Genomic DNA, 26,757 nt, shown 5'->3' on the forward strand with positions numbered 1-26,757 from the left:
ACTCCTCATCACCCAACCGTATGGTTCGTAGCGGATTGCAGCCGCGCCGAAAACCGGAGTATGCAGAGGCAGTGTCAATAAACTGTCTGGGATTTATGAAGAAACAGTCAAGGCGGCAGACATGCAAACAAAACGGATCCTGATCATTGAAGACGACGTCGATGCGGCGGATGTTCTTGATGCGTATTTGAAACGTGAAGGTTATGAGGTGCAGATTGCGGGAGACGGGCTATCCGGGCTGGAAAATGCGCAGCGGTGGAAGCCTGATCTTATTCTGCTGGATGTGATGTTGCCGGGAATAAGAGGGACGGACGTTCTGGCGTCAATCCGCCGCGAAAGCCGCGTTCCGGTGATCATGGTGACGGCAATGGGCGATATGCCTGACAAAATTGGTGCGCTGCGGTTCGGGGCTGATGATTATGTTGTCAAACCCTACAACCCTGGCGAAGTGGTGGCGCGGGTGCAGGCTGTACTCCGGCGGGTGATTTCCGGCTCAGAGGCCGTGTCTTCCGTGTTGTGCTGGCAGGGGCTTGATGTTGATACCGATGCCCTCACCGCCGCTGTCCGGTCAGCCTCGGGTGAACCGCGCTATCTGGATTTAACACCAACAGAGTTCGGTGTACTGAGCACATTAATGCGCGCTCCGACGCGTCCGTTCTCACGGCAATATCTGCTTGAACATTGCCTGCCGGAAAGCGAGGCGCTGGAAAGGGTCGTTGATACGCACGTTTATAACCTGCGTAAAAAGCTGGAATCTTCGGGGATCGTCAACGTGCTGGTCAACGTGCGTGGCGTCGGTTACCGGTTCAGACAACCATGAGTGGCCCACATTATCAGTCCCTCTGGCGCTGGATTTGTGTCCGTATCCTGACGCTGGCAATCGGCAGCGTGATCCTGATTGCGCTGTGCATGTGGCTGCGCTTTGCCATCGAAAATCTTTGGGTGTTGCACCACATGTCCCCGGCAATGCGGGCTGAATTTGAGGTGCTGCGCAGTAACCCTGAGCTTAATCTGGCGCGGTTTCATGAGATTGTGGATCAGGGCTGGGGCGTGCGCTATTCGGATCCTTCGATTGCTTCTGCCGACTGGATGATGGTCGGCATTCTGGTGGTCGTGGTGATCCCTTTTATCGCGCTTTTGGGTTTAAAAGCCGCGCGCCCGCTTTCGTCGCAGTTCAGCCGTCTGGCGCAGGTGGCCCGTTCGGTCACGAAAGGGGATTTCAATGCACGGGCTGAAGCGGTGAAAAATGCCCCGTCTGAACTTATCCAGTTTACCGATGATTTCAACGCCATGATGCTGCAACTTTCCCGCTATGAGCGGGAACTGCGGGCGTCGCATGTCGCGATGGCGCACGAGCTGCGTTCGCCGCTGACGGCGGCGGTAGGGCGGTTGCAGGGGATGCTTGATGGCGTATTTCAGCCGGAGCCGCGTCAGTTACAGATGGTCATGAAACAGCTTTTGCATCTGAACCGGCTGATTGACGAACTGCATTTGCTTTCGCTGGCGGACGCCGGTCAGCTGAATCTTCATAAAACATCTCTGGATCTGGCTGAACTGCTGCGCGAGCGCGTGGCCTGGCTCAGGCCGCAGCTAGCGGAAGCCGGTTTTGACATCACCGTGACGCCCGATATCCCCTGTCCTTATGTCGGGGATCCGTTCCGTCTCGGGCAGGTCTTCACTATTCTGATGGAAAATGCGCTGCGTTATGCGCAGGAAGGCCACCGGCTGGATATTGCAATTTCGCACAGTGAAGGCGGCGTGGAGATTGCGTTTCGGGATCACGGGCCGGGTGTCGATGCGGGTTTTCTGCCGGTAATGTTTGAACGCTTCAGCCGGGCAGAATCTTCCCGCGCCCGGCACTCCGGGGGCAGCGGGCTGGGGCTATCCATTGCCCGTGCGATATGTGAAGCCCATGGCGGCGGCATCCGGGCTTTGCTGAAAGAACAGGGCGGGCTGGTTATCACGGTCAGTTTGCCTCAGCCGGAAGCGGGAAAATAAATAAGCGGTTCTTGACGGTTCCTTGATGAAATATCGCGGGAATCTGGACAGTGAGCGGATTGAATAGCGGTATCTCAATTCAGGAAGTCTGTCATGACCGCTACTTTTACGGATTATGCCCGCCACGGCGTGCGCCATTTATGTGCTGCTGGACGTCTGCTGCCCTTTCTTCCCGCCGCCTGTCTGCTGATAGTTGTCGTCGTGCTGGTGGGGTGTGGCGATAAATCCCGTCAGCCCGTAGTACCCGCAAGGCCGGTGCGCGTGGTGATTGCGCCGCTTCCTTCAGCCTCCGGCACGGTTATCCAGACAGGTGAAATCCGCGCCCGCGAAGAGGTGGCGCTGGGTTTCCGGCTGGACGGCAGGATCCTCACCCGTCAGGTCGATGTCGGTGATCGTGTGGCGGCCGGGCAGATTGTCGCGACGCAGGAAAGTGCCACCCGCCGCAACCAGCTCAACAGCGCGCAGGCCGATCTGGACAGCGCCCGCGCCGCGGAACAGCTGGCTGCGCTGAATCTCCGTCGCATGAAGCTGCTGATGCCGGGCGGTGCTATCGCCCGCACGCAGCTGGATAGCGCACAATCCGACTGGCAGGCGGCCCGCGCGCGGCGTCAGAGCAGTGAAGATGCGCTGAAAAACGCACGTGAAAATCTCTCCTGGGCACAACTGACCGCACCGGCGGACGGCGTCGTGACGCAGGTCAGCGCCTCGGTCGGGCAGGTGGTCAGCGCCGGACAACAGATTGTGACGCTGGCCTCGGGCGGCGGGCGTGATGCGGTGTTTGATGTCGCCGATCCGCAGGCGATTCCGGCACAGGCGGGCGCTGTTTTTAGCGTTTCGTTACTGTCCGGCTCTTCAGTGATCGCGCCGGGGCATTTACGGGATATCAGCCCGCTGGCCGATCCGCAAACCCGGACATGGCGTGTTCGTATCACGCTCGATAACCCGCCGCCCGCCATGGCGCTGGGGGCCAGCATTCAGCTCATTCTCCCTGCTTCAGGCCAGACGGCGATCGCACTGCCTGCGTCGGCGCTGACCCGCGCCGGTGGTCAGCCCGCCATTTTTATCGTGAATACCAAAACGCTGACGTTGCACCTGCAACCGGTGGTTTTAGCGCGTTACAGCACCAAAGAAATCTTTATTTCGGCTGGCCTGAGTCCCGGCGAAACGGTCGCGATTGCCGGTGTGAGTAAACTGCGCAATGGCGAAAAAGTGACGCTGGGGGAAGGCAGCGAATGAAGCCGTCCACTCCCGTACACCGGTTCAATCTCTCCGCCTGGGCACTGGCACATCAGCCGCTGATCGCCTTTTTTATGCTTCTGCTCATGGCCGCCGGTGTCTTCAGTTATGAGCAACTGCCGCGCAACGAAGATCCGGCGTTTACCATTAAAACGGCGGTAGTCTCTGCAAGCTGGCCGGGTGCCAGCGTGGCGGATACGGTCAATCTGATCACGGATACGCTGGAGAAAAAACTTCAGGAAATCCAGTATCTTGATTTCGTTGAGAGCGAGACCCGCGCCGGGCAATCGGTGATTTTCGTTAACTTGCGTGATGATACGCCGCCCGCACAGGTTGCAGGCATCTGGTATCAGGTGCGTAAAAAAATGCAGGATATCGCCCCGTCGCTGCCCGCAGGCGTGCAGGGGCCGTCGGTCAACGATGAGTTCGATGATACGTTTGGCACGATTTATGGGTTTACCGCTGAGGGTTACTCGCCGCGTGAACTGCGCGACCGCGTGGAAGACATCAGCCGCAGCCTGATGTCGCTGGCGGACATCGGCAAAACCCGCCTGCTGGGCATTCAGGAAGAAAACATTGTGATTGCGTTTTCGCCCGCGCAGCTCGCCGGGATGGGCATTGATTTGCAGCAGGTCACCGACGCCCTGAAAGCGCAAAATGCGGTCGAACCTGCGGGTGTTTTGCGCAGCGATCGTGAAAATATCGCCCTGCGCGTAAGCGGCTCCCTGACGTCTGAGCAAAGTTTGCAGGCGGTGACGCTGCACATCGCCGGGCGCTACATTCCGCTGACGGATATCGCGACGATAAGCCGTCAGGATGCCGAGCCGCCTGCACCCGAATTTCGTGTTAACGGGCAACCCGCTATCGGGCTGGCGATTTCTATGGCTTCCGCCGGGAATATGCTGTCCTTTGGCAAAGCGCTCAATGACCGGATGGCGGACATCCGCACGCGCCTCCCGCACGGCATTGAAATGGTCAAAGTGGCCGATCAGTCAGCGGTGGTTTCACAGGCCGTCAGCAGCTTTATCCGGGTGCTGATTGAATCCGTTTTCATTGTATTAGCCGTCTCTTTTGTTTCACTCGGCACCCGCGCCGGGCTGGTTGTGGCGGCGGCCATTCCGGTGGTTCTGGCCATGACGTTCATCGGCATGATGCTGGCGGGAATCGGGTTACAGCGCATTTCTCTGGGCGCGCTGATCATTGCGCTCGGGTTACTGGTGGATGACGCGATGATCACCGTTGAAGCGATGGTGTCGCGTATCGAGGCGGGAGATCCGGCCTGGCGCGCCGCCACTTACGCTTTTGAAACGACGGCATTCCCGATGCTTACCGGCACACTGGTGATGATTGCCGGTTTTATTCCGGTGGGCTTCGCGGCCTCAAGCGCCGGTGAATATTGTTACTCCCTGTTCGCCGTGGTGCTTATCGCGTTGCTGTGTTCCTGGGTGGTCGCCATTCTTTTTTCGCCGCTGATCGGGACGTGGATTTTACCCGCAAAGCTTGCATCGCACGGTGAAAAGCGTGGCCGGTTAATGCGTTTCTACCTGCGTCTGCTGAATTATGTGCTGCTTCACCGGTGGGGCACGCTGAGTATTGCCTGTCTGTTGCTGGCGATGGCGATGTATGCGACGACGTTTATGCAGGGGGAATTTTTCCCCGCCTCCGACCGGCCGGAATTACTGGTGAGTCTCACGCTTCCCGCGAATGCTTCCTGGACCGAAACCGCGCGGCAAACTGAACGCCTGGAACGTGCGCTGCAAGGTAACCGGAATGTCGATCACTATTCGGATTATGTCGGGTCGGGGGCTGCGCGCTTTTATCTGCCGATGGATGTGTTACTGGATAACGAGAATACGGCGCAGCTGGTCATTGTCGCCAAAAATCTGGAAGACCGTGACAAGCTTCGCGCACAGCTTGAGGCCATTTTAGCCCGTGATTTCAGCGACATCACCACGCGCGTTTCCCCGCTGGAACTCGGCCCGCCGGTCGGGTGGCCGGTAAAATATCGCGTCAGCGGCCCGGACTATGCGCAGGTCAGACAGATCGCCCAACATCTCGCTGCCACGCTGGGTGAGGTTCCGGTTACGCGCGAAGTGAATCTGACCGCCGGAGAGCCCGAGCGGGTAATAACGCTGCGGGTGAATCAGACGGCAGCGCGTGCGGCAGGCGTTTCTTCGGAAAGTCTTGCGGCTTTGCTTAACACCGTCTGGTCAGGCAGCGTCGTCACCACCGTCCGGGATAAAAACCGGCTGATTGATGTTGTTCTGCGGGCGAACAACCGCGAGCGTCAGGATATCACCACGCTGTCGGGCCTGATGATCACCACCGCAACGGGGCAAAAAATCCCGATAAGTCAGGTCGCGACACCGGTCTGGGGGATTGACGATCCGGTTGTGTGGCGTCGCCAGCGGCTGCCGTTCATTACCGTTCAGACGGATTTAGCACCGGGGCTGCATGCTGAAACCGTATCGCAGCAACTCGCGCCGCGGGTTTCGCGTATCCGTGCGGCGATGCCTTCCGGATATAAAATCGAGGAGGGCGGCGTAGTGGCGGAGTCAGATAAAGGCAACGGTTCGGTGTATGCCGTGCTGCCGGTCACGTTGTGCGTGATGCTGATCCTGCTGATGATCCAGTTGCAGCGTTTTTCGCGCATGCTACTGGCCTTATTCATGGCTCCGTTCGGCCTTATCGGCATTGTGCTGGCGATGTTGCCCACCGGCACGCCGATGGGTTTTGTCGCCCTGCTGGGGATTATCGCGCTGGCGGGAATGATTATCCGCAACGCGGTGATCCTGATCAGCGAAGTGGATAATAACGTTATCGCCGGGATGGGCCGTGATGACGCCATCAAGGCCGCCGCCGGGCACCGTTCAAGACCTATATTGCTGACGGCCTGCGCGGCAATACTTGGGATGCTGCCGATCGCCGAACAGGTATTTTGGGGGCCGATGGCTTACGCGATTATCGGCGGGTTAATTGTCGCCACTTTCGTCACGCTTACGCTGCTTCCGGCTGCGCTGAGCCTGATTATGCAGCGGGAGAAGGTGAGGGCGGCCGCTTGCGGAAATTCAATCTGACGCATTTAAAATCGCCAAAATTTCTTCTCTGCGAGATCAACACGATAGTCGCGCAGGCGGCGCGGGGCCTGCTGATCTGTGCTGGCAGCCATTGATCTGAGCACCTGATTAACTATACTGTATATAAATACAGTATGTTTGCAGGAACTCCACTCATGATGCTTTACAAAATCGCCGCACGGCAGCAAAAAACGGATATCCCGTTGTATTTAAACCCTATTGCAGCGGGTTTCCCCAGCCCGGCGGCGGACTATGTGGAGAAGGGTATCGATCTGGTGGCGCACCTGATTGCGCATCCTTCTTCTACCTATGTGCTTAAAGTCTCCGGCGATTCCATGCGGGACGCGGCGATCATCGATGGCTCAATGTTGCTGGTCGATTTCAGCCTGAAACCGGCTCACAACGATATCGTTGTCGCCAGTCTGGACGGAGAATTTACGGTGAAACGACTGATGCTCCATCCGTATCCTCATCTGCGGGCTGAAAACCCGTCCTACGCGCCTATTCCGCTGAATGAAGACCGGCAAGTCGAGATTGTCGGCGTTGTCACCACCGTTATCAGCACGATGCATCGCAATGTACGCACTCGCTGATGTGAACTCGTTCTACGCCAGTTGTGAAGTCGCCTGGCGCCCTGACCTGCAAGGCAAACCGGTCGTGGTGTTGTCCAATAACGATGGCTGCGTGATTGCGCTTTCGGCGGAAGCGAAGAAGCTCAAAATCAAAATGGGCGCGCCGTACTTCAAACAAAGGGCACTTTTTCAGCAACATAACGTGGTGGTTTTCAGCAGCAATTACGAACTTTACGGCGATATGAGCCACAGGGTGATGGAGACGCTGGGCGCGTTATGTCCGAAAATCGAAATCTATAGCATCGATGAGGCCTTTCTCGATCTCAGCCGGTTGCCGGGGGATCTCGATTTAGAAAGTTTCGGCAAGGAAATCAGGGACACGGTGAAACAACATACGCGGCTGACCATTGGCGTCGGCATTGCGCCGACGAAAACGCTGGCAAAACTCGCCAATTTCGCGGCAAAAAAATGGACAAAAAGTCAGGGCGTTATCGATCTCTCTGATCCGGTTCGTCAGAAAAAGCTGATGTCGTATGTACCGGTCGAAGAGGTCTGGGGCGTGGGGCGGCGGATATCGAAAAAACTGAATGACGCCGGGATTAAAACGGCGCTCCAGCTTGCCGAATGCGATCTGTGGTTTATCCGGAAGAATTTTAATGTAGTGATGGAACGCACCGTGCGCGAGCTGCGCGGCGAACCTTGTTTAGGCTTTGACGAATTTGCGCCCGCCAAACAGGAAATTGTTTGCTCGCGGTCTTTCGGCACGCGGGTGACGGCGTATCAGGAAATGCGTGAAGCCATCTGTTATTACGCCACGCGGGCTTCTGAAAAGCTGCGCGCAGAGCATCAGTTTTGCCGGCAGATTTCCGTCTTTGTCAAAACCAGCCCGTTCGCGGAAGGGGAGATTTACTATGGAAATCTGGCGAGTACCCGGCTGATTACGCCCACTCAGGACACCCGCGACATTATCTTCGCTGCAACAAAGTGTCTGGATGATGTCTGGAAAGAAGGGCACCGGTATCAGAAAGCGGGCGTAATGCTGGGGGATTTTTTCAGTCAGGGCGTGTCCCAGTTGCACTTATTTGATGAGCGCGCGCCGCGTGCCAACAGCGATGCGCTGATGACGCTTTTCGATGAAATCAATGATAAAGGAAAAGGGACGCTGTGGTTCGCTGGGCAGGGGATCTCGCGGGACTGGCAGATGAAGCGCGAGATGTTATCCCCTGCATGGACCACGCGTCTGAGCGATGTCCCGGTGGCACGTGCCTGACGGCTAAACGAGTCACGCAGCGCAGATTATTGAGCGTAAATTCTTGTAATTCATGATTCATACATCTTGTGAATGTTTGAGTGGCCGTTAGAATGGCGGCCTGCTTGCGAGGGAAATGTGAATAAACAACGGCGTTCAGCACTGCTCTATTTTTGCCTGGCCTGTCTGGTCATACTGACGTGTATGACGCAGCGCATCGCCGGGCTGAATGCGTTGTCCGCAATCGTGCATCAGGAAACGGCGACGGCGCAGGCGTCATCCACGACCTCTGAAATCGCTAAAATTCCCGCTCCCTGCGAGCTCAGCAGCAAATCGCTGCTTTCTGTTCCTCCTCTCCTCTTAGAATTTGCGTTTCTGGCGCTGAGCCTGCTGCTGGCCTTTTTGACACGTGGCAATCTGGCGGCGATCCGCCTGCTTGTGCCGGAAGCCGTCCCCGTGCCGCGCCTGCGGGTGCATTTGCGGCTCTGTGTATTTCGGGAATAAAAACTCCGGGAATAAAACACGCCTGTTTTTCATCAGGATGTGACTTTTTTATTTTTGGAGAAAATCGATGCGAAATTTATTCAGGGTGGCCGCTGGCTGCTTACTGATGCTCTGGCTGCATACCGGATATGCTGCCGACACCGGCTGGCTGCAAAGCCCGCAAAATACCCACGCGAAAGTGCGCTTACAGGCGCAGTCTGCCGATTCTTCTGAAGAAGAAACCCGGTTGCTGATTTCTGTCAGCCTCGAAAAAGGCTGGAAAACCTACTGGCGTTCGCCGGGGGAAGGCGGTATTGCGCCGTCAGTCGAATGGCAAAAACCGGTCACGGCGCAACAGGCTACAGGGTACTGGCCGACGCCCGCACGTTTTGATGTCGCGGGCATCACCACCCAGGGCTATCACGATGAAGTCACGCTGCCCGTCATCCTCAGCGGTGAAGTGCCGGGCACAATTGCCGGAACGCTGACACTGCCGGTGTGCAGCAACGTGTGCATTCTCACCGACTATCCTTTCAGTCTGGATCTCAGTTCCAGTACGGACAGCGCAGAATTCGCACGCGAGTTTGCCGCGGCAATGGGTAAAGTGCCGATAGCTGAAGGGCTGACAGACAGCGTGACGGCGGGATATCGCCCCGGCGTATTGCAGATCACCGCTCACCGCGGGCAGGGCTGGCAAAATCCGCAAGTGTTTACCGACACGCTGGAAGGCAGTTCGCTGGGCAAGCCGGTGGTGAAAGTGGAGGGGCAACTGGCGCGGTTCACGCTGCCCGTGACCGACGAATGGGGCGATAAGGCGGCGGATATCACGGGCAAAACGCTGAGTATCGTGTTGTCGGACAATGGTCTGGCGCAGCAAAATTACCTGAAAGTGAGCCCGCTTTCTGCCGGCGCGCCGGGCGCGGTCGCACTCTGGCAGGTGGCGCTGATGGCACTGGCCGGTGGTTTCATTCTCAATCTTATGCCCTGCGTTCTGCCGGTGCTGGGGATGAAACTCGGCAGTATTTTGCAGGTGGAACAGCGCAACCGGAAAAGCATTCGCGTGCAGTTTCTGGCGTCATCGGGCGGGATTATCACCTCGTTTCTGGCGCTGGCGTTACTGATGACGCTGCTCCGTTACACCCATCAGACGCTGGGCTGGGGCATTCAGTTTCAGAGCCCGTGGTTTATCGGGCTGATGGTGCTGGTCACGGCCGTATTTACCGCCAATCTGCTGGGGTTGTTTGAAATTAATCTGCCCTCAAAGATGACCACCCGTCTGGCGACGCATCAGCGTTCCGGTCTCAGCGGACACTTCGCTGAAGGCGCTTTTGCCACGCTGCTGGCGACGCCCTGTTCCGCGCCGTTTCTCGGCACGGCGGTGGCGTTCGCGCTGGCCGCACCGCTGCCGGTTCTGTGGGGGCTGTTCCTGATGCTGGGCATCGGCATGAGTCTGCCGTGGCTGATGATTGCCCTGTGGCCGGGGCTGGCGATGTGTCTGCCGCGGCCGGGGCGCTGGATGCTGCGGCTGCGGCTTTTCCTCGGCGCGCTGATGCTGTCGGCCTGTCTCTGGTTGCTCAGCCTGATGCAAAACCATTTCTCTGCGCTGACGGTGGCCGTGCTGGCGGGTGTCTTGCTGGTGATGCTGTTCGCCTTCTCCCTGCGCCGCTATGGCTTGCGTAATTCGGCGTTAACTGCGGGGGCGGGCGCGCTTCTGGCCAGTGCCGTGATCGTCATGGCCTCGCACTTTTCAGGCACAGGCGGGAAGCCACTGCGCGATGATATTGCCTGGCAACCCTTGTCCGAAGAGGCGATTCAGACCGCGCTGGCGGCAAATAAAGTGGTCTTTGTGGATGTCACCGCCGACTGGTGTGTGACCTGTAAAGCCAACAAATACAACGTACTGATGCGCGACGATGTGCAGAAAGCCCTGACGGAAAACGACGTTGTGGCCCTGCGCGGTGACTGGACGTTGCCGTCAAAACCGATCAATGACTTCCTGCAAAAACGCGGCAGCGTCGCCGTGCCGTTTAATCAAATTTATGGTCCGCACAATCCTGCCGGTGAAATCTTATCGCCGTTGCTTACCCGTGACGCCGTATTACAGAGGCTGGAAGATGCCCGTGGAGCCCGATAATGAAAACGTTAATGCTGATTATGATGATGGTGATTTCTCCGGTGGTTCTGGCGATGACGCCGGAAGATACGCTGTTTAACAACCCGGCCTCGCCGTGGTTTGGCGCGAAAAATCCCCGGCTGACCATTGTGTCCTTCACCGATTACAACTGTCCTTACTGCAAGCAGTTTGATCCGATGCTGGAAAAAGTCGCGAAGGAAAATCCAGATATCAAAGTGGTGATTAAACTGCTGCCTTTTCGCGGCGCGAGCTCCATTATTGCCGGTCGTGCGGCGATGACGGTCTGGGAGCAGCATCCGGAAAAGTTTCTGGTGGTACACCAGCGGCTGATGTCTAAAAAAGGGCAGCATGATGAAGCCAGTGCGCTCGAGGCGGTGAAATATGCCGGACTGGAACCCATCCGCGTGACGCCCGCCAGTTATCTTGAACTGAAAACCAATGTGGAAATCGCCGAGGTATTGGGCATTCAGGGAACGCCTGCGACGATCATTGGCGATCAGCTGATTGCGGGTGCCATCTCCTGGGAGGATTTGCAGAAAGTCGTGAAGGAACAACTGGCGAAGGCAAAACATGATCAGGCTTAAACGCTGGGTGCGCGAAGGGGCGATTTTCGTCGTGCTGATTTTGGTCGTGATGCTGGGAATGGATTTTCTGCGCGCGCCGCAGGCACCGGCCAGTTTTGGCAGCCAGCCGTTGCAGACCCTCAGCAATCAGTCCGTGACGCTCAGCCAACAAAGTCAGAAGCGCCCGCTGCTGGTTTATTTCTGGGCAACGTGGTGCGGCGTGTGCAAAATGACCACACCTTCAGTTTCCCGGCTGGCAGAAGAAGGGGAGAACGTCCTGACCGTGGCATTGCGTTCAGGGGATAACGCCACGCTGGAGCGTTATCTGCACGGAAAGGGCATTCACATGCCGGTGATTAACGATGCCCGCGGCGATTTGTCGGCACAGTGGGATATTGGCGTCACCCCGACGTTCGTTGTCATTGATAAAGGGCAGGTGATTGCCACAACGACCGGCTGGACTTCTTACTGGGGAATGAAAGCGCGGCTGTGGTGGGCGCAAATCCGTACCTGATTTGCCGTTGCTGCTATCGTCCGAAACACAAGGCCTTCACCGTGGTGAAGGCCTTTCTACTCGTTAAGCCAGGCGGCGGTGACCAGCGCGCTGCAAATAGTGTCACTGTCCGGGTTGAGATGGCCAAAAACGCAGATCATAACGCCTCACTTCTTGTTTGACGGTTTCAGTGTCCGGTATAAATCCTGAATGCGGGTCATGGTTTTGACCGTGCGGGAGGATGTGGCGGATGCGACCGATAATATCAGCATTTCCAGACAAACCAGCACGGTGCCATGCAGCGGCATCCGGCCATTTTCGCCGCCGCGTGGCACGTTGATCACGAGGGTCGCTTCTTTGGCGAAGAAAGATTCCGTGGCGTGCGTCAGCAAAATGATCGGGATCCCCAGACGTTTTGCCTCGCGAACCGTGGTCGTTCCTTCTTTGTGCGCGTTTTTTTGCGCCATCATAATCAGCACATCGCCACGTTGCAGGCTGATCAGCTGCTCCGCCAGCGCGACGCCGGAACGGTTAAGCGAAACGGCCGGAATGCCAATGCGGTTGAAAAGCCGCGCGCTGTAATCCGCCAGAATTCCCGAGGCATTAATGCCAAAAAGCCCCACCTGACGCGCGCCAATCAGCAACGCGACGGCTTCAGACATCGCCTGCCGGTTGCCGGGTTCCGAAAGCGTATCGCACGCACGTTTATGGCCATCGAGAACGAAATCGATACCGGAATTAATATCGCAGGCCAGCTCGCTGACCGTCGTGATCATCTTTTCTTCTGAATTAATCGCCGTGCCGAGCCACGCTTCCAGCGTTTTTTTCATATCACGCAAACCGGCAAACCCTAATGCCTGAATTGCGCGGATCACGGTGGCATCCGAGGTTTCCGTTGCGGCAGCAATTTCTAATGCCGTGGATTCCAGAACAGTCTCACGATTGTCATAGATATATCTCACCACGGCCTGTAAGCGTGGTGAAAGTGCGGGTGCCCGCGCACGATAACGTTCACCAAATACATCAATACGTTTTTTTAACGGAGTGGCGGCCATGGAATGAACCCGATCCCTTTGCTTTAAAAGTGTATGGGTAAGCGTCAGTGCTTCTGAGAGGAATTTTATCTTATCAAATGTAGTGATTTTTCCGCTATGAAAACGGTTCAATTCACAAGATTCAGGGCGAAAGGATTCAGGTTGTGGAAGGTGTTTTTGAAGTTTAATTATTTTAAATCAGTTAATTATATTTTATTTTCAACCCGGTAACTGTGTGAGTTTTTTTAACGATTAATGTAGTAGAGACATGAAATTGTTCATTTACTACTACGTTTTCACATGTTGGAATGATTATCAATTGCATTACAGCGGTTTTTTTTGACCCGGTGAACGTGCTGGAAATAACCCATGGGGACGTTGCGGGAATAGTTCCCTGCGAAATCGGGTGGTTTCTTAAAATATCCGGAATGAATTTACGGAAATAATAAAATAATAAACATCAGGCGTAATGAAATGAATAATAACAGGACGATTTCTTTTAAACGGAATTGCCATCCGGCAATTATGGCCGCTATTTATGGTGTCGCGTTGCTGACACCGGGGATCAGTTATTCTGCGTGGGACAGCAATACGCTCACGGTGTCCGGACAGGAAACAGACGGGCAGGGTTACAGCGCCAGCGAGACTTCCGTGGCCAGCAAAACGCCGACTTCGCGGCTCAATGAAGCGCAGTCGGTCAGCGTAGTGACGCAGCAACAATTGGAGGATTATCAGGCTTCCAGTTTGTCGGACGCGATGCGTTTTGTCAGCGGCGTCACCGAAGGCAATACGCTGGCGGGCACTGAGGACGGGTTTGTCCGCCGCGGATTTGGTTCGAACTCCGACGGTTCGATTTACCGCGACGGCGTGCGCAGCAGTCAGGGGCTGAATTTTGATGCCACCACCGAGCGCGTCGAAGTGCTGAAAGGCTCGGCATCGCTGCTGTACGGTATTCAGAATCCGGGCGGCGTGATCAACGTCGTCAGCAAAAAGCCGCAATACGACTGGCACACCAAAATCAGCGGGCGTTCCTCCAGCGAAGGTGGCGGCGCGGGCACGATTGACGTCACCGGCCCGCTCGGCAACGGTTTTGCATTCCGCCTGATTGCGGAAAAACAAAATCAGGATTACTGGCGCAATTTTGGCAGCGATAAACACACGCTGGTTGCGCCGTCGTTGCAATGGTATGGCGAAAAATCCAGCTTCCTGATCAGCTATTCCGATTACCGCTACGACATTCCTTACGATCGCGGCACGGCATTTATCAACGGCAAACCGATTGATATCAACTATAAAGACCGTCTGGACGACAAAGCAAACCGCGCCTGGGGCCATAATAAAACGCTGAACGCCCATTATGACTGGCAGTTCAGCGATGACTGGAGCACCCGCCTGACGCTCGGCTGGAACCAGCGCCGCTACAACAATGATGAAGTCAGGGTGACGGCGGTCAACACGACCACCGGCGCAGTGACGCGGCGCGCCGACGCCAACCGCGGCTTTAACCACAAAACCAAATACGTTTCGTGGGACTTGCTGGGCTCTCAGGATATTCTGGGGATGAATCACGATATCGTGCTGGGCACGGATTATGAGATGAATCAGACCTATCGCGCACACCAGTATCAGGGCAAGGCGAACAGCAGCTTCAATTACTTTGATCCGCAATACGACATCCTCTCGCCGGTCACTGACAGCACCACGGAAAACACCGCCAACGGCAATAACCTGAACCGTATTCACAGCCGTTCGGTCTATGCCAAAGACAGCATTTCGCTGACGTCGGACTGGATTGCCGTGGTCGGCGGGCGTTATCAGCATTACGAACAGCGCGCGTCGAAAGGCTTTGATCCGGTGGTTCAGACGCTCGACAGTGAAGGCAACAAATTCCTGCCGCAGGCCGGGCTTATCTACAAACTGACGCCAGATGTTTCGCTTTACAGCAGTGTCAGCAAATCCTTTACGCCATCAACCGACGTGGATGATGACGGCAATGTCGGTAAACCGGAGCAGGGCACCAACTGGGAAGTGGGCAGTAAATGGCAGATTTCCCCGCGCCTGTTTGCCAGCGTGGCACTGTACCGGATTGACGAACGCGACATGTCGCTCAGCATTAACGGGACAACGCGGGCGATTGATAAAGCGCGTTCCACCGGCGCTGAATTTGAACTGAATGGCGAAGTGCTGCCGGACTGGGATGTGAGCGCCAATTACAGTTATGACAATGCCGAAATTGTGAATGACGGCGTGAACTCCGCCAATAACGGCAACCGCCTGCAAAATGCGCCACGCCATTCCGGCGCGTTGTATCTGAGCCATAATCTGACGTTCAGCGGCATTCCGGGGGATTTCCGCGTGGGCGGCGGGGCGCGTTATGTCGGCACGCGGGCAGGCGATCCGGAGAACAGTTTCACGATGCCGGACTATGTGGTGGCCGACAGTTTTATCGCGTGGAACAACCCGCTGTTCGGCGAGAAAACGCAGTTGAAACTTAACCTCAACAACCTGTTTAACAAACACTATTACACCTCCAGCGGCGGCAATCTGCGCGTGCGTGAAGGCGAAACCCGTAATCTGATGGTACAGGCCAGTGTTGAATTCTGATCGTGATAGTCAAAAGGGCGCGCTGCGCGTGCCCGTATTTTTCAGACCGGCGCTTATCGCGCTGGTGCTGCTGAGTGCGGTGATGAGCGTGGCGGTGCAGGCGCGAACGGTAACGGATATCGACGGGAATCAGGTTGAAATCCCCGATAATCCGCAGCGTATTGTGCTGGGCGAAAGCCGGATGTTGTATACGCTGGCAATGCTCGAAACCGGCGATCCGGTGAAACGCATTGTCGGCTGGCCGCTGGATTTAAAGCGGTATGACAGCCAGACCTGGACGATATTTACGCAAAAATTCCCGCAGATGCTGAAAATTCCGGTGCTGGGCGGCGGCGGGCCTGATGAAATGAACCCCGAGAAAGTGCTGGCGCTGAAACCTGACGTGGTGATTTTGCCGAGCCTGGCGCGCTACGACGATGCGGATTTACGGCTGCTCCGGATGCTGAAAGCGGCGCACATTCCGGTGGTGAGAATCGATCTGCGTGTCCATCTGCTGAAAAATACCGCCCGCAGCGTGGAGATTCTCGGTGAAGTGTTTAACCAGACTGAACGCGCGAAGGCGTTCACGCAGTTTTATCGCTCGCATATGCAGGTGATACACGACCGGCTGGCAGCCTACCAGGGCCCCAAACCCACGGTGTTGCTCCAGCTGCATCTGGGGCGCCGCAATGAATGCTGTGTGACAGCGGTGAAAGGCAGTCTCGGCGAATTGCTGACGTTTGCCGGTGGCGACAACATTGCCAGTAAAACCGTCGGCGGAGTATTTGGTCGTCTGAATGAAGAATACGTGATCATGGCGCAGCCGGAATTTTACATCGCGACCGGTGCGGGCGACGTTAACGACAAAGACGATCTGAAACTCGGTCCGGCCATTTCCCCCGAAATGGTTCAGCAAAGTCTGGCGCAATTAACCGCGCAGCAGAACGGATTGCGCACGCTGAAAGCCCTGCATAACGGCCACACGGCGGTGATATGGCAGAACTTTTACCTCAGCCCGTGGCACGTTGCGGCCACTGAGTTTATGGCGAAAACGCTGTACCCGGATCTTTTCGCCGATATCGAACCTGAGCAAACCCTCCGACAACTCTTTCACGATTACCTGCCCGTTCCGTACAGCGGAACGTATTTCGGCAAGGGCAAAGACTAAAAGTAAGATCCGGGGCTTCCGGCTAACGCTGCCTGACGGCACCCGGAGATTTTCATCTCCTCCTGAGGTTAATGGCGATTGCGTGCCACGCACGGCTCGGGTGATTGAAAGTCAGTTATCAGGCCGCACGGCGTCTTTATAATGCTTTTACGTTTTTCACTTTGCGGCCAGCGCCTTTCTGGCTATGTTATGGAACGGCTTGTTTCCAATATGAATGATGATGAAAACCCCTGATTTAAATCTGATTATTGCTCTTGATGCCCTGCTGGACGAAGGCTCGGTGATTGGTGCGGCGCGCAGAATGAATTTAAGCGCGCCCGCGATGAGCCGGACACTGACCCGTATCCGTCATCAGCTTGGCGATCCGATCCTGGTCAAGGCCGGGCGAAAAATGGTGCCAACCCCGCGGGCGCTGGCCCTCAGGGAAGAAGTACATCAGATAATGGGCGAGGCCGTCCGGCTGTTGCAGCCGCAGTCGGTTGTGGATTTATCGCAGCTGGAACGCACGTTTACGCTGCACGCCAACGACGTTTTTATCAGCGCGTTCGGCGGGATCCTGCTCAGCCGTTTACGGCAGGAGGCGCATAACGTCGGTTTACGCTTTACCCCGGAAAATGGCAGCGACGAAGACAGTCTGCGCGACGGCAAGGTCGATCTTTACATCAGCGCGATGCGTCCGCTGGGAGATGATATTCACGTACAATCACTGTTTTCCACGCATTTTATGGGGCTGGCGCGTGAAGACCATCCGATTTTCGACCATGAAATCACCCCGGAATCATTCACCCGTTATGAGCAGATCAGCGTATCCCGGCGTGGACGCGCGCGCGGACCTATCGATAAGCGGCTCGCAGAACTGGGCCTCGTGCGCCACATTTCGCTGGTGGTGCCGACATTCCATTCCGGCGTGTTTTCGCTGGGGAATTCCGATCTGATTTTATCGTTGCCGGAACATGTCGTGCAGGCGGTGAAAACGATGGGGATCAGAACGCGCGCCTTCCCGCTGCCGGTGGAACTGGATGCCATTCCTATCGTTCAGGCCTGGCATCCGCGGTTCCAGAATGATCCCGCCCATCAGTGGCTGCGGCGCACCATTCATGATTTATGTCTCCATTCCGCTAGCGCGTGATCCGCGTCAGCACGACGGCTCCGTTTCCTGATTTTCCACCAGCACCGGACAGGCTGCGAGGTCGATCACTTCTTTCACGATGGAGTGTTCGACCCAGCGTTGCAGCGAGGATAAATGCCGGTGGCCCATCACGATTAAGTCCACCTTGAGTCTGGCCGCTTCCCGGATAATCACCTCCGTTGGTTCCCCGCCGACAATCAGCCCGCTGACGTGGCGGTTGTCTGCCGTGAGTTCCGTCACGGCGTGGCTCACGATGCGCCGCGCCTCGTGATATTCGTGATTCGCCGGGGGGTAAACCAGCCCGTCGCTGGCTTCGTTATTTGTGGGGTTTTCCGCTAAGAAATGATGTACGCCGGGCAGCAAATACGCCCCGTCAACCACGCATAAAATATGCAGATTGGCCGGTTTTCCGGCACTGATTTTCCGGCCCAGTTCAATGACCGCCAGCGATTGCGGCGACCCGTCGAGCGCCACGAGAATATTGGTGAACATCGCGTATCCTTTCTGTGAATGATAAAGACCCTATCTTGGGTAACCCGCCCTGGTAAATAAATGCCTCTGTATGCACCTGTCACGTGCGCCAGACGCACGCCTCGGCTGCAAACATCGCAATTCCTCCCGCTGCGCCAACTTTCTAGACTGAGCCCCTGATCATCTGGAAGGGATAAGTAATGCAAACACTTGCGCAACCTAAAGCTATGCCGCCAGCGGCGACGTTTGACCTGCGCATCATGACGGGGCTGACGGGCATTTTGCTGGCCTCGCTGGTGGCCGGATTAAACGAACACGTCACCGATATTGCGATGACCGACGTGCGCGGCGTGCTGTCTATCAGCCATGACGAAGGGAGCTGGCTCACCACGTTGTATGAAGCGGCGCAGGTGGCGGCCATGGCGTTTGCGCCCTGGTTTTCGGCCACGCTGTCATTGCGGCGTTTCACCCTCGGCGTCACCGCCGCTTTCATGGTGGCGGGCGTGCTTTGCCCGTTTGCGCCCAATCTGCCCGTGCTTTATGTCCTGCGGACGGTGCAGGGGCTGTTTGGCGGCTGCCTGCCGCCGATGCTGATGAGCGCCGCGCTGCGGTTTTTACCGCCGGGGATCAAGCTTTATGGTCTGGGCGCGTATGCGCTGACAGCCACGTTCGGGCCGAATCTCGGCATCCCGCTGGCGGCGTTATGGACGGAATACACCGGCTGGCAAATGGTGTTCTGGCAAATCATTCCACTTTGTCTGCTGGCGATTGCCGCCGTGCACTGGGGCATTCCGCAAGACCCGCTGCGGCTTGAACGTTTTGCGCAGTTCAACGGCGTGGGGCTGCTGCTCGGTTTACCGGCTATCACCTCGCTGGTGGTGGTGCTGGAACAAGGCACGCGGCTGGGCTGGCTGGATTCGCCGTTCATCTGCCGGATGTTGTTGCTGGGGCTGACGACCCTGACGCTGTTTATGGTCAACGAGTGGTTTCATCCGCTGCCATTTTTCAAAGTGCAGCAACTCGCGCGGCGCAATCTCACCTTCTCGCTGATTACGCTGGGCGGCGTGCTGGTGATCCTGGTGGCAGTACCGGGGGTTCCGGCCGGATATCTGGCGGAAATCCGCGGTTACCGGCCTGTGCAGACGGCTCCGCTGGCACTTTATGTCGCGCTCGGGCAACTGGCGGCGCTGCCGCTGGTCTCGGCGCTGTGCAATATCCGCCGGGTCGATTGTCGCTGGGTGCTGGCCTGCGGGCTGGGGCTGATCGCGGTGACCTGTTACCTCGGCAGTGCGATGACGTCGGACTGGATCCGCAATAATTTTTACGGCCTGCAAATGCTGCAAATCCTCGGGCAGCCGATGGCGGTGATCCCGCTGCTTCTGCTGGCCACCAACGGTTTACCGCCCGCCGAAGGGCCATTTGCCTCGGCCTGGTTTAACACCGTGAAAGGTATGGCGGCGGTGGCCGGAACCGGCGTGCTCGAAGGGCTGGGTACCGCGCGCGAGCATTTTCACTCCAACACACTGGTGAATCAGTGGGGAAACAGCGGGCAGGGGCTGTCGTTTTCTCACTCCGGCAGCGAAAGCCTTTCAGCGCTGGCGGAGCAAATCCACGTGCAGGCCGTGGTGCTGGCGTCTGCTGATGTTTATCAGGTCATGGTCGTGCTGACCGTCATTCTGATCCTCTTTATTCCGTTAATGGCAACGCGCGTTTATCCACCGCGTCCGCTTGCCAGCCCTTCAATTTCTTAAGGTTTGAACATGAATTTGATCATGCGATTTAAAAAAAATGCCGTGGCGGTTTCCGGCGTGGTCATCCTGCTGGTGGCGGGGATGATTTACTTCTGGCTGCTGGCGGATAAGGCCGTTCAGCGCACCAATGATGCGTTTATCCGGGCAGATTACACCGTGGTGACGCCGCGTATTACCGGCCAGATTGAGAAGGTGGCGGTGAAAGACAATGAGTATGTGGAGCAGGGGCAAACGCTGGTGGAAATCGATGACCGGGATCTGCGTGCGGAACTGAATGCGGCGGTGGCCAGTGTGAACGTGCAGCAGGCGGCGGTCGATAATGCCAAAGCCAGCCTGATGCAGCAGCAGTCGATGATCGCGCAGGCCGCCGCCACACTGGCGGCCAGCCAGGCCAGTTACGTTTTTGCCAAAGCGGATTTGGCGCGTTATCGCGATCTGGCCGCGCAAGGGGCTGGCAGTAAACAAAACGCGCAGCTGGCTCGTTCGCGCATCGATACCGCACAGGCGAATGTGGCGCGGGATAACGCCACGCTGAACGCCGCCAGAGCCAAAACCGTGGTGTTGCAGACGGAATGTCAGCGCGCAAAAGGAGAACTGGAACGGGCGCAGGCCGTGCAGGAGACGGCGAAGCTGAATTTATCCTATACGCACATTGTTGCTCCGGTTGCGGGCTGGGTCGGGCAGCGCGTGGCGCGGGAAGGTGCGTATGTCACGCCGGGCACGCCGCTGCTGGCTGTAGTGCCGCTCAATAACGCCTACGTGGTGGGGAATTTTCAGGAAACGCAGCTTGAACATGTCAGGCCGGGACAGCGGGTGGATATCAGCGTGGACAGTCTGGGCGGAACCCTGCTGCACGGCGTGGTCAACAGCTTTGCACCGGCGACCGGCGTGACGTTTTCGGCGATTACGCCCGATAACGCCACCGGTAATTTTACTAAAGTGGTCCAGCGTATCCCGGTAAAAATTGAAATCGAAGCCGGGCAAAAACAGGCCGCACGGCTGCTGGTGGGCATGGCGGTAGAAGCGACCATTCACACCGGCACGACAGGAGCGGATCAATGAAAAACGCAGGGTTAACATTGAGCGTTTTACTGCTGAGCGGCTGCATGGTGGGGCCTGATTTTAACGCGCCGGTTGTGAAAAGTCCGCCGACGTGGCCGCAGGGAAAGGCGGTAAGTCACGTCGTAGAACAGGGGCTTGATCCACACTGGTGGAATATTTTCCACGACGATACGCTGACCGCGTTAATCGCAGAATCTGCGCAGGGAAATCTGGATATTCAGGCGGCGGGCGCGCGGCTGTTGCAGGCGCAGGCGGAAAACAGCGTGGTGACGGGGGAAAGTTTGCCGTCCGTCACCGGATCGGCGTCGTATCAGCGCGCCCGAAATAGTCAGAACGGTTTGCAGGATATTTCAGGGCTGGGAGGCAAGGAAGCCTACAGCGTCTGGCAACCTGGCATCGGGGTTTCGTGGGAGGTCGATATGTGGGGGCGGCTGCGTCGCGCGCGGGAATCCGCCGGTGCGCGCGTTGAAGTCAGTGAGGATTTACGCCGCGCGGTGCTGACCGGCATTCAGGCTGAAACAGCCAGCGATTATTTCCGGCTGCGCAGCGTGCAGTTACAGCGTGAAAACGCCTTGCAGGATCTGGATATCGCCCGTCACAGCCTGAAACTGACAGGCATCAGAATGGCAGACGGCGTGGCGACGCAGCTGGAAGTGGCGCAGGCGCAGGCGCAGGTGGCGGCTGTCGGGTCCACCCTGCCGGTACTGGAACAGCAGGAAGCACATCTTATCAACGCGCTGAGTTATCTGCTGGGTAAGGAACCGGGAGCATTAACGCAGCGGCTTCGCGGCGCCAGACCGTTGCCGCTGACGCCGCCGGAAGTGCCGGTCGGGTTGCCGTCTGAGCTGGCGCAGCGGCGGCCTGATATCCGCGCCGCTGAGGCACAGCTGCATGCCGCAACGGCAGACATTGGCGTCGCCACGGCTGATTTTTATCCGCGCATCACCCTGACCGGCAATATCGGGATACAGGCGATGCAGTTCAGCCAGCTGGGAAACTGGGGATCTCAGCTTTACAGTTTCGGCCCCGGCCTGACGTTGCCAATATTTGAAGGCGGGCGTCTGCGCGGTCAGTTAGCGTTGAAAAAAGCGCAGCAACAGGAAGCCAGCCTGCATTTTCAGAGCACGGTATTAAAGGCCTGGCACGAAGTGGATGACGCGATGGTGGATTACGACACCGGGCAGCGGCAGCGCAGCCAGCTGAAAATTCGCGTGGATAATGACAGTGCGGCGCTGGACGCTGCATCAAAACAATATGTTGCAGGCGCGACGGACTTTCTCAATGTGCTGGTGATGCAAAAGGAACTGATCGCGGCGCGGCAGACGCTGGTGGTCAGCGATGCCAGCGTGTCGCTCGCGCTGGTCCGGTTGTATAAGGCGCTGGGGGGCGGATGGGGCGGGGAGTCGTCACAGACGATAAATTAAGCGTTATGAGTAAATAAGCATTCAGCACACAAAAAAGCCCCGGCTGTTGAGAGGGCCGGGGCTTTGCGGAACGCGAGCATGATTTTTAAGTTTTGCTAATTAAAACTTATACTCACCGCCCAGTTACGCATGAACTTCATTGCTCGCGTCACTGGCGACGAGTGTATTCACTTTAGCCGTGGCGCTCCAGTTTTTGCTCAGGGTTGCGTTCAGACCGACAGCAAATCTGCCGCCGGGAAATAGGGTTTGGTTATTTTGTCATGGCATTAAAGGGATTCCGTGACGGCGAGCGTAGCCATGGTTTCATTCTGGTCGCCGGACGGCATAAATGACGCCTCTTAAAAAAGGCTTTATAGTATGTAATGGATACTTAGTATCATTCAGGCACCTTTTATTCATCTGGTCTATATGAGGAAACCCTATGTCGGGTAATGCCGTGCCAAAGGCAGTTACGCAAGTGAATTGTCGCAGTGCTTCAAACCGTTTACTGCTGGATCAGATCACCGATAAATGGGCTGTTCTGATCCTCACCGTGCTCTGTGCCAAGCCGCTGCGTTTCAATGAAATCAGACGTTGTCTGGACGGAATCACTCAAAAATCGTTAACGCAAAGCCTGCGCCGTCTTGAACGTAATGGCATTGTTGCCCGCCGCGTTATCCCTTCCTCACAAATAGCTGTCGAATACAGCATTACGCCGCTGGGGCGCACTCTGGAAGCGCCTTTTCAGGCATTGTATGCCTGGATGCTGAATCATTCCGCCGATGTCATTCAGGCTCAGGCTGCTTTTGATGAGCGGGAAGTCGAGTAATGCGCAAAACAGATCATCTGGGGGGTATCACGGCGTTTGTCACCACGGCGCAGTGCGGGAGTTTTACCGCGGCGGCGGAACGGCTGGGGCTGACGAAATCGGCGGTGGCGAAAAGCGTCGGGCGTCTCGAGGCACGGCTCGGGCTGCAACTTTTTCAGCGCTCGACGCGGCGGCTCAGCCTGACGCCGGACGGTGAGCGTTATCTGCAAAGCAGCCAGAACGCGATTGAAATTCTCGAACAGGCGGAAGCGGAACTGATGTCGCATACCGCGAAACCTTCCGGCCGGTTGCGGGTGGATTTACCGGCGGCGTTCGGGCGGCAGCGGATCATGCCGCACCTGCTGGCCGTTATCCGGCAATACCCTGAGCTGGAAATGACAATTACGTTCAGCGAACGGTTTATCGATCCCATTGAAGAAGGCATCGATCTGGTGGTGCGTATCGGCGAACTGACCGACAGCAGCGGACTGATAGCACGCCGTCTGACTACGCAAAAACTGGTGATCTGCGCCGCGCCGGAGTATCTCGCGCAGTACGGTGAACTGCATGAACCCGAAGAACTCAGTCAGCACCGCTGTGTAGTGGGCGTGCGGCGCAACCAGCCAAAATTCTGGATCCTGCGCAACGCGCGCGGCGAAGTGAGCCGCTATACGCCGCCCGCGACGTACGAATTTGCCGACGGCGACGCGATGCTGGCAGGTGTGCTGGCCGGTTGCGGGTTGTCGCAGTTGCCGCTGTGGCTGGTGGGAAAATATCTGGCAAGCGGGGAACTGAAAGAGGTGCTGACAGGCCATTCCGGGGGCGAAATGCCTGTCAGCGCCTTGTGGCCTAAAAGCCGTCAGCTGTTACCGAAAATCCGCTTTGTGGTGGATACGCTGATCAAAGCCGCGGAGGATGGCCAGCTCGACTGACAAGGCTTACGCTTTTTCTTCATAGAACGGGTCGTTGGTGCCATCACCACGCGGTTAGATCATGTGATTTCCCCCAGCGTGTTCAGTTCTGTGTGTCCGGCAGGCGCGGTCACCGGCATCCACGCGCTGTTTGATGTAAATACTGAGCCACGCGGCGGCGGCGAAAATGATGCTGCTCAGCACCACTGAACGCGTACCGAATTCGGCGATAAACCATCCGCCCGCCAGTGAACCGACGGTGATGCCCAGATTTGAAAATGACATGTACAGGCTGTTGGCGAATTCCGGCGCCTGGCTGGCTTCGCGCATCAGCCACGTCTGGCTGACCACCAGCCCTGAAGAGTGGAATGCGCCCCAGAAAATCATCAGTGCGCACATGGCAAGCAGGGAATCACCGGCCAGCCAGACCAGGATGAAGATCAGGGCGTACACCACCGGATAAAGATGCGTGGTTTTGTTGGCGTTTTTTTGCAGGAAGCTGCTGAACACAAAGTTCCCGGCGAATCCGCAGACGCCAAAGACGATAAGCATCGCCGTAATCATGTTGCTGTTAAGGTGCGTGACGCGTGACAGGTAATCCGCCACGTAGCTGAAACTAGAGAACATCGCCGCGAAAATCATCGTGACCGTGACGATGGTCAGCCACAGTTTGCCGTTACGCAGCACGCTCACCTGACTGGCAAAGGACACTTTGGCCGTGGCAGGCATCGAAGGGACGAAGAAGAGGATCCCGACGAACGCGAGGGCACAGGAAATCGCCGCAAAGTAGAACGCATCGGCCAGCGATAAATGTTCCGCGATCAGCGAGCTTAACGGCACGCCGAGCACCAGCCCGATTGCCACACCGGCAAACACTTTCGCCGCCGCGCCGGCACTTTTTTCTTTCGGCACGGCCTGCGTGGCGACCACCAGTGCGACCGCAAAGAACACCGCATGTGTGAGTGCCGGAAGAATGCGGAAGACCAGCATCATATTGAAGACCTCTGTGGTGGCGTAAATCAGGTTGGAAACCACGAAGACGAAGAGAATCGAAAGCAGCACGGTTTTTTTGTTAAAACCCGACAGCAGCAGGGTAATAAACGGGCCGGTGACGGCGACAATTACGGCGTAAATGCTGACCAGAAAACCGACCTGCGTGGCGGTGACGTGGAGTTGTTCGATGAGTTTCGGCAACAATCCGATGATGCCAATTTCCGTGGTGATGACGCTGAAGACGGCGACGGAAAGTGTCAGCAGCAGGAGTGAATTTTTATTTTGCATTGAAAGCCTTGTAGAACCGAATGTGCAGATGAAAAGTTGAACCTGATCATCCGGCAGTTCGGATTATTCGGAAAGGCCTCTCCGGGCGCATCTTAGTAGACATAACTTCGCCAATGGAATGCGGGGGCGTGCCGTATCGTTTTTGTCCGATTTTTACAATGCGACTTAACCTAAACTTTGTGAATTTATAATTAATTCAATAGGTTGTTATATAATTTTTTCAACACACATCCTGCCGGCAGGGGATTACTTCGCCGGAAACTATGATAAAATGCGCGGCCCAGGGTTTCCCCGCACGACCATTAAAAGAAAGGTTTATCCCGAGTAATGTCTGACAATCTTATTGAGCGCATTTCGAGTGCGTTAGAATCTGAATACACGCTTGAAGGACTCGTTCGACAGCTTCTTGAAATGCTTGAGCTGGTGACCAACATGGAATCGACGTATCTCACCCGCATTGAGCCGGACGGCGATTACCAGCACATTCTGTTCTCCCGCAACTCACAAGATATGCAAATTCCTGAAGGGATTTCGGTGCCGTGGGGCGATACGCTGTGCAAGCGTGCGCTCGACGAAGGCCGCCGTTATACCTGCGATGTCGCCAGTATCTGGGGCGATTCCGAAGCGGCAAAAGCGCTGGGGATCATGACTTACGTGAGCACGCCGGTGACGCTGGTGGACGGTTCGCTTTACGGCACGCTGTGCGCCGCCAGTTCCGAAAACCGCGAACTTTCGGAACGCAGCGAACAGGTGTTGCAGCTTTTCGCGCAACTGATCGCCCAGCAGATTCAGAACGAACAGCTGCTGAAAAAGCTGCAAGAGGCGAATGCCGCGCTGACCGCCGTCAGCCTGACCGATGAACTCACCGAATTGCCCAACCGCCGCGCGGTGTTTGAAACGTTGCCCGACCTGTTCGACAGGGCCGCTGACAAGGCGAATTATGTTCTGGTGGCGTTTACCGATCTGGATAATTTCAAGCAGATCAATGATGTCTACGGCCACGAAACGGGCGATGATTTCCTGTATGCCGTCGGGCAAAGGCTGAAAGCGGGCGCGGCGGAAGGTGAGATCCTCGGGCGTGTCGGCGGTGACGAATTTATCGTCGCGGGAGAAGGGCCGTCAGGATTTGATGACGCGCTGCGCGCGGCGGATGCGTTCAAAAACCGTCTGCGCAGTTTACTCATCGGCGAATACAAACTGCATTCCTGCACGCTTGATTACGCCGGCCCGAGCATCGGCGCTATCGCGATTAATCCTGCTGCTGTTAATCCGGATCAGGCGCTGCATGAAGCCGATCAGGCGATGTATCTGGATAAAAACCAGAGAAGAACCAAAGCACTGTAAAGCCGGA

22 protein-coding genes are annotated in these 26,757 nt (G+C 56.6%); 19 read left to right on the forward strand and 3 right to left on the reverse strand.

All coding sequences use genetic code 11. The features are described from left to right. Positions 1 to 121 precede the first annotated feature (121 nt). The 10 genes from M2403_RS14710 to M2403_RS14755 all read left to right on the forward strand — a co-directional run bounded on the left by M2403_RS14710 (position 122) and on the right by M2403_RS14755 (position 11,826). Complete coding sequence (locus tag M2403_RS14710; RefSeq protein ID WP_259229766.1) at positions 122 to 820, forward strand: response regulator; 699 nt, start codon at positions 122 to 124, stop codon at positions 818 to 820. Next, positions 817 to 1,998 (forward strand): cell wall metabolism sensor histidine kinase WalK, encoded by a 1,182-nt coding sequence (locus tag M2403_RS14715; protein WP_259229767.1) that lies wholly within the window; start codon positions 817 to 819, stop codon positions 1,996 to 1,998. Before M2403_RS14710 ends, M2403_RS14715 begins: the two co-directional genes overlap by 4 nt. A 93-nt stretch (positions 1,999 to 2,091) precedes the next feature. Next, on the forward strand, positions 2,092 to 3,234 hold the full coding sequence (locus tag M2403_RS14720) for an efflux RND transporter periplasmic adaptor subunit (protein ID WP_259229768.1): 1,143 nt from the start codon (positions 2,092 to 2,094) through the stop codon (positions 3,232 to 3,234). Then, a complete protein-coding gene (locus M2403_RS14725; RefSeq protein WP_259229769.1) occupies positions 3,231 to 6,311 on the forward strand; it encodes an efflux RND transporter permease subunit in 3,081 nt (1,026 codons plus the stop codon). Before M2403_RS14720 ends, M2403_RS14725 begins: the two co-directional genes overlap by 4 nt. 155 nt (positions 6,312 to 6,466) lie before the next feature. Continuing rightward, positions 6,467 to 6,904, forward strand: a complete 438-nt coding sequence (gene umuD / locus M2403_RS14730) for a translesion error-prone DNA polymerase V autoproteolytic subunit (RefSeq protein ID WP_152323814.1) — start codon at positions 6,467 to 6,469, stop codon at positions 6,902 to 6,904. Continuing rightward, positions 6,888 to 8,153: a translesion error-prone DNA polymerase V subunit UmuC gene (umuC, locus tag M2403_RS14735; protein WP_259229776.1), complete on the forward strand. Its 1,266-nt coding sequence runs from the start codon at positions 6,888 to 6,890 to the stop codon at positions 8,151 to 8,153. The genes umuD and umuC overlap by 17 nt, the downstream gene beginning before the upstream one ends. A 117-nt stretch (positions 8,154 to 8,270) precedes the next feature. Further along, positions 8,271 to 8,636, forward strand: a complete 366-nt coding sequence (locus M2403_RS14740) for a copper resistance protein (protein WP_259229778.1) — start codon at positions 8,271 to 8,273, stop codon at positions 8,634 to 8,636. A 67-nt stretch (positions 8,637 to 8,703) separates the two neighbouring features. Further along, on the forward strand, positions 8,704 to 10,749 hold the full coding sequence (locus tag M2403_RS14745; protein ID WP_259229779.1) for a protein-disulfide reductase DsbD: 2,046 nt from the start codon (positions 8,704 to 8,706) through the stop codon (positions 10,747 to 10,749). Continuing rightward, positions 10,749 to 11,333: a DsbA family protein gene (locus M2403_RS14750; protein WP_208950762.1), complete on the forward strand. Its 585-nt coding sequence runs from the start codon at positions 10,749 to 10,751 to the stop codon at positions 11,331 to 11,333. Before M2403_RS14745 ends, M2403_RS14750 begins: the two co-directional genes overlap by 1 nt. Then, entirely contained in the window at positions 11,320 to 11,826 is a 507-nt protein-coding gene (locus tag M2403_RS14755) for a protein disulfide oxidoreductase (protein ID WP_152323819.1), read from the forward strand. Before M2403_RS14750 ends, M2403_RS14755 begins: the two co-directional genes overlap by 14 nt. Before the next feature lie 146 nt (positions 11,827 to 11,972). Here the strand turns inward: M2403_RS14755 and M2403_RS14760 are convergent, their stop codons facing one another. Next, positions 11,973 to 12,860, reverse strand: coding sequence for a MurR/RpiR family transcriptional regulator (locus M2403_RS14760; protein WP_152323820.1), 888 nt, complete (start codon positions 12,858 to 12,860; stop codon positions 11,973 to 11,975). Positions 12,861 to 13,313: 453 nt separating this feature from the next. On the opposite strand from M2403_RS14760, the gene M2403_RS14765 reads away from it, so the two are divergent. The 3 genes from M2403_RS14765 to M2403_RS14775 all read left to right on the forward strand — a co-directional run bounded on the left by M2403_RS14765 (position 13,314) and on the right by M2403_RS14775 (position 17,719). Continuing rightward, the gene (locus M2403_RS14765; RefSeq protein WP_165060248.1) at positions 13,314 to 15,443 is read left to right on the forward strand and encodes a TonB-dependent siderophore receptor; all 2,130 of its coding nucleotides are present in this window, start codon (positions 13,314 to 13,316) and stop codon (positions 15,441 to 15,443) included. 82 nt (positions 15,444 to 15,525) lie between these two features. Next, positions 15,526 to 16,590, forward strand: coding sequence for an ABC transporter substrate-binding protein (locus tag M2403_RS14770; protein WP_217153448.1), 1,065 nt, complete (start codon positions 15,526 to 15,528; stop codon positions 16,588 to 16,590). Between the two features lie 214 nt (positions 16,591 to 16,804). Then, the gene (locus tag M2403_RS14775) at positions 16,805 to 17,719 is read left to right on the forward strand and encodes a LysR family transcriptional regulator (protein ID WP_310503639.1); all 915 of its coding nucleotides are present in this window, start codon (positions 16,805 to 16,807) and stop codon (positions 17,717 to 17,719) included. A gap of 6 nt (positions 17,720 to 17,725) precedes the next feature. Here M2403_RS14775 and M2403_RS14780 read toward each other — a convergent pair whose 3' ends face one another. Next, positions 17,726 to 18,211 carry a universal stress protein gene (locus tag M2403_RS14780; protein ID WP_259229786.1) on the reverse strand — a complete coding sequence of 162 codons (486 nt, stop codon included), beginning with the start codon at positions 18,209 to 18,211 and terminating at the stop codon, positions 17,726 to 17,728. A gap of 179 nt (positions 18,212 to 18,390) precedes the next feature. Here M2403_RS14780 and M2403_RS14785 point away from each other — a divergent pair, with 179 nt between their 5' ends. From M2403_RS14785 to M2403_RS14805, 5 genes are all read left to right on the forward strand, one after another. Then, entirely contained in the window at positions 18,391 to 19,941 is a 1,551-nt protein-coding gene (locus M2403_RS14785; RefSeq protein WP_259229788.1) for an MFS transporter, read from the forward strand. A 21-nt stretch (positions 19,942 to 19,962) separates the two neighbouring features. Further along, a complete protein-coding gene (locus M2403_RS14790; RefSeq protein ID WP_259229789.1) occupies positions 19,963 to 21,003 on the forward strand; it encodes an HlyD family secretion protein in 1,041 nt (346 codons plus the stop codon). Next, positions 21,000 to 22,427 (forward strand): efflux transporter outer membrane subunit, encoded by a 1,428-nt coding sequence (locus M2403_RS14795; protein WP_259229790.1) that lies wholly within the window; start codon positions 21,000 to 21,002, stop codon positions 22,425 to 22,427. Before M2403_RS14790 ends, M2403_RS14795 begins: the two co-directional genes overlap by 4 nt. Positions 22,428 to 22,848: 421 nt before the next feature. Beyond that, entirely contained in the window at positions 22,849 to 23,235 is a 387-nt protein-coding gene (locus M2403_RS14800) for a helix-turn-helix domain-containing protein (protein ID WP_152323826.1), read from the forward strand. Beyond that, on the forward strand, positions 23,235 to 24,146 hold the full coding sequence (locus M2403_RS14805) for a LysR family transcriptional regulator (RefSeq protein ID WP_165060261.1): 912 nt from the start codon (positions 23,235 to 23,237) through the stop codon (positions 24,144 to 24,146). Before M2403_RS14800 ends, M2403_RS14805 begins: the two co-directional genes overlap by 1 nt. A gap of 54 nt (positions 24,147 to 24,200) precedes the next feature. Here M2403_RS14805 and M2403_RS14810 read toward each other — a convergent pair whose 3' ends face one another. After that, on the reverse strand, positions 24,201 to 25,406 hold the full coding sequence (locus M2403_RS14810) for an MFS transporter (RefSeq protein WP_165060263.1): 1,206 nt from the start codon (positions 25,404 to 25,406) through the stop codon (positions 24,201 to 24,203). A 327-nt stretch (positions 25,407 to 25,733) separates the two neighbouring features. Between M2403_RS14810 and M2403_RS14815 the strand changes: the two genes are divergently transcribed. Then, a complete protein-coding gene (locus tag M2403_RS14815; protein WP_152323829.1) occupies positions 25,734 to 26,750 on the forward strand; it encodes a sensor domain-containing diguanylate cyclase in 1,017 nt (338 codons plus the stop codon). Positions 26,751 to 26,757 lie beyond the last annotated feature (7 nt).

The sequence above is a fragment of the Rahnella sp. BIGb0603 genome (assembly GCF_024808755.1).
GTDB classification, from domain to species: Bacteria; Pseudomonadota; Gammaproteobacteria; order Enterobacterales; family Enterobacteriaceae; genus Rahnella; species Rahnella contaminans.

Excerpts from the sequence above, each read along its gene's own strand:
- M2403_RS14710 (WP_259229766.1), top strand. The coding sequence starts at position 122 with ATGCAAACAAAACGGATCCTGATCATTGAAGACGACGTCGATGCGGCG.
- M2403_RS14715 (WP_259229767.1), top strand. The coding sequence starts at position 817 with ATGAGTGGCCCACATTATCAGTCCCTCTGGCGCTGGATTTGTGTCCGT.
- M2403_RS14720 (WP_259229768.1), top strand. The coding sequence starts at position 2,092 with ATGACCGCTACTTTTACGGATTATGCCCGCCACGGCGTGCGCCATTTA.
- M2403_RS14725 (WP_259229769.1), top strand. The coding sequence starts at position 3,231 with ATGAAGCCGTCCACTCCCGTACACCGGTTCAATCTCTCCGCCTGGGCA.
- umuD (WP_152323814.1), top strand. The coding sequence starts at position 6,467 with ATGATGCTTTACAAAATCGCCGCACGGCAGCAAAAAACGGATATCCCG.
- umuC (WP_259229776.1), top strand. The coding sequence starts at position 6,888 with ATGTACGCACTCGCTGATGTGAACTCGTTCTACGCCAGTTGTGAAGTC.
- M2403_RS14745 (WP_259229779.1), top strand. The coding sequence starts at position 8,704 with ATGCGAAATTTATTCAGGGTGGCCGCTGGCTGCTTACTGATGCTCTGG.
- M2403_RS14750 (WP_208950762.1), top strand. The coding sequence starts at position 10,749 with ATGAAAACGTTAATGCTGATTATGATGATGGTGATTTCTCCGGTGGTT.
- M2403_RS14755 (WP_152323819.1), top strand. The coding sequence starts at position 11,320 with ATGATCAGGCTTAAACGCTGGGTGCGCGAAGGGGCGATTTTCGTCGTG.
- M2403_RS14760 (WP_152323820.1), bottom strand. The coding sequence starts at position 12,860 with ATGGCCGCCACTCCGTTAAAAAAACGTATTGATGTATTTGGTGAACGT.
- M2403_RS14765 (WP_165060248.1), top strand. The coding sequence starts at position 13,314 with ATGAATAATAACAGGACGATTTCTTTTAAACGGAATTGCCATCCGGCA.
- M2403_RS14770 (WP_217153448.1), top strand. The coding sequence starts at position 15,526 with ATGAGCGTGGCGGTGCAGGCGCGAACGGTAACGGATATCGACGGGAAT.
- M2403_RS14775 (WP_310503639.1), top strand. The coding sequence starts at position 16,805 with ATGATGATGAAAACCCCTGATTTAAATCTGATTATTGCTCTTGATGCC.
- M2403_RS14780 (WP_259229786.1), bottom strand. The coding sequence starts at position 18,211 with ATGTTCACCAATATTCTCGTGGCGCTCGACGGGTCGCCGCAATCGCTG.
- M2403_RS14785 (WP_259229788.1), top strand. The coding sequence starts at position 18,391 with ATGCAAACACTTGCGCAACCTAAAGCTATGCCGCCAGCGGCGACGTTT.
- M2403_RS14790 (WP_259229789.1), top strand. The coding sequence starts at position 19,963 with ATGCGATTTAAAAAAAATGCCGTGGCGGTTTCCGGCGTGGTCATCCTG.
- M2403_RS14795 (WP_259229790.1), top strand. The coding sequence starts at position 21,000 with ATGAAAAACGCAGGGTTAACATTGAGCGTTTTACTGCTGAGCGGCTGC.
- M2403_RS14800 (WP_152323826.1), top strand. The coding sequence starts at position 22,849 with ATGTCGGGTAATGCCGTGCCAAAGGCAGTTACGCAAGTGAATTGTCGC.
- M2403_RS14805 (WP_165060261.1), top strand. The coding sequence starts at position 23,235 with ATGCGCAAAACAGATCATCTGGGGGGTATCACGGCGTTTGTCACCACG.
- M2403_RS14810 (WP_165060263.1), bottom strand. The coding sequence starts at position 25,406 with ATGCAAAATAAAAATTCACTCCTGCTGCTGACACTTTCCGTCGCCGTC.
- M2403_RS14815 (WP_152323829.1), top strand. The coding sequence starts at position 25,734 with ATGTCTGACAATCTTATTGAGCGCATTTCGAGTGCGTTAGAATCTGAA.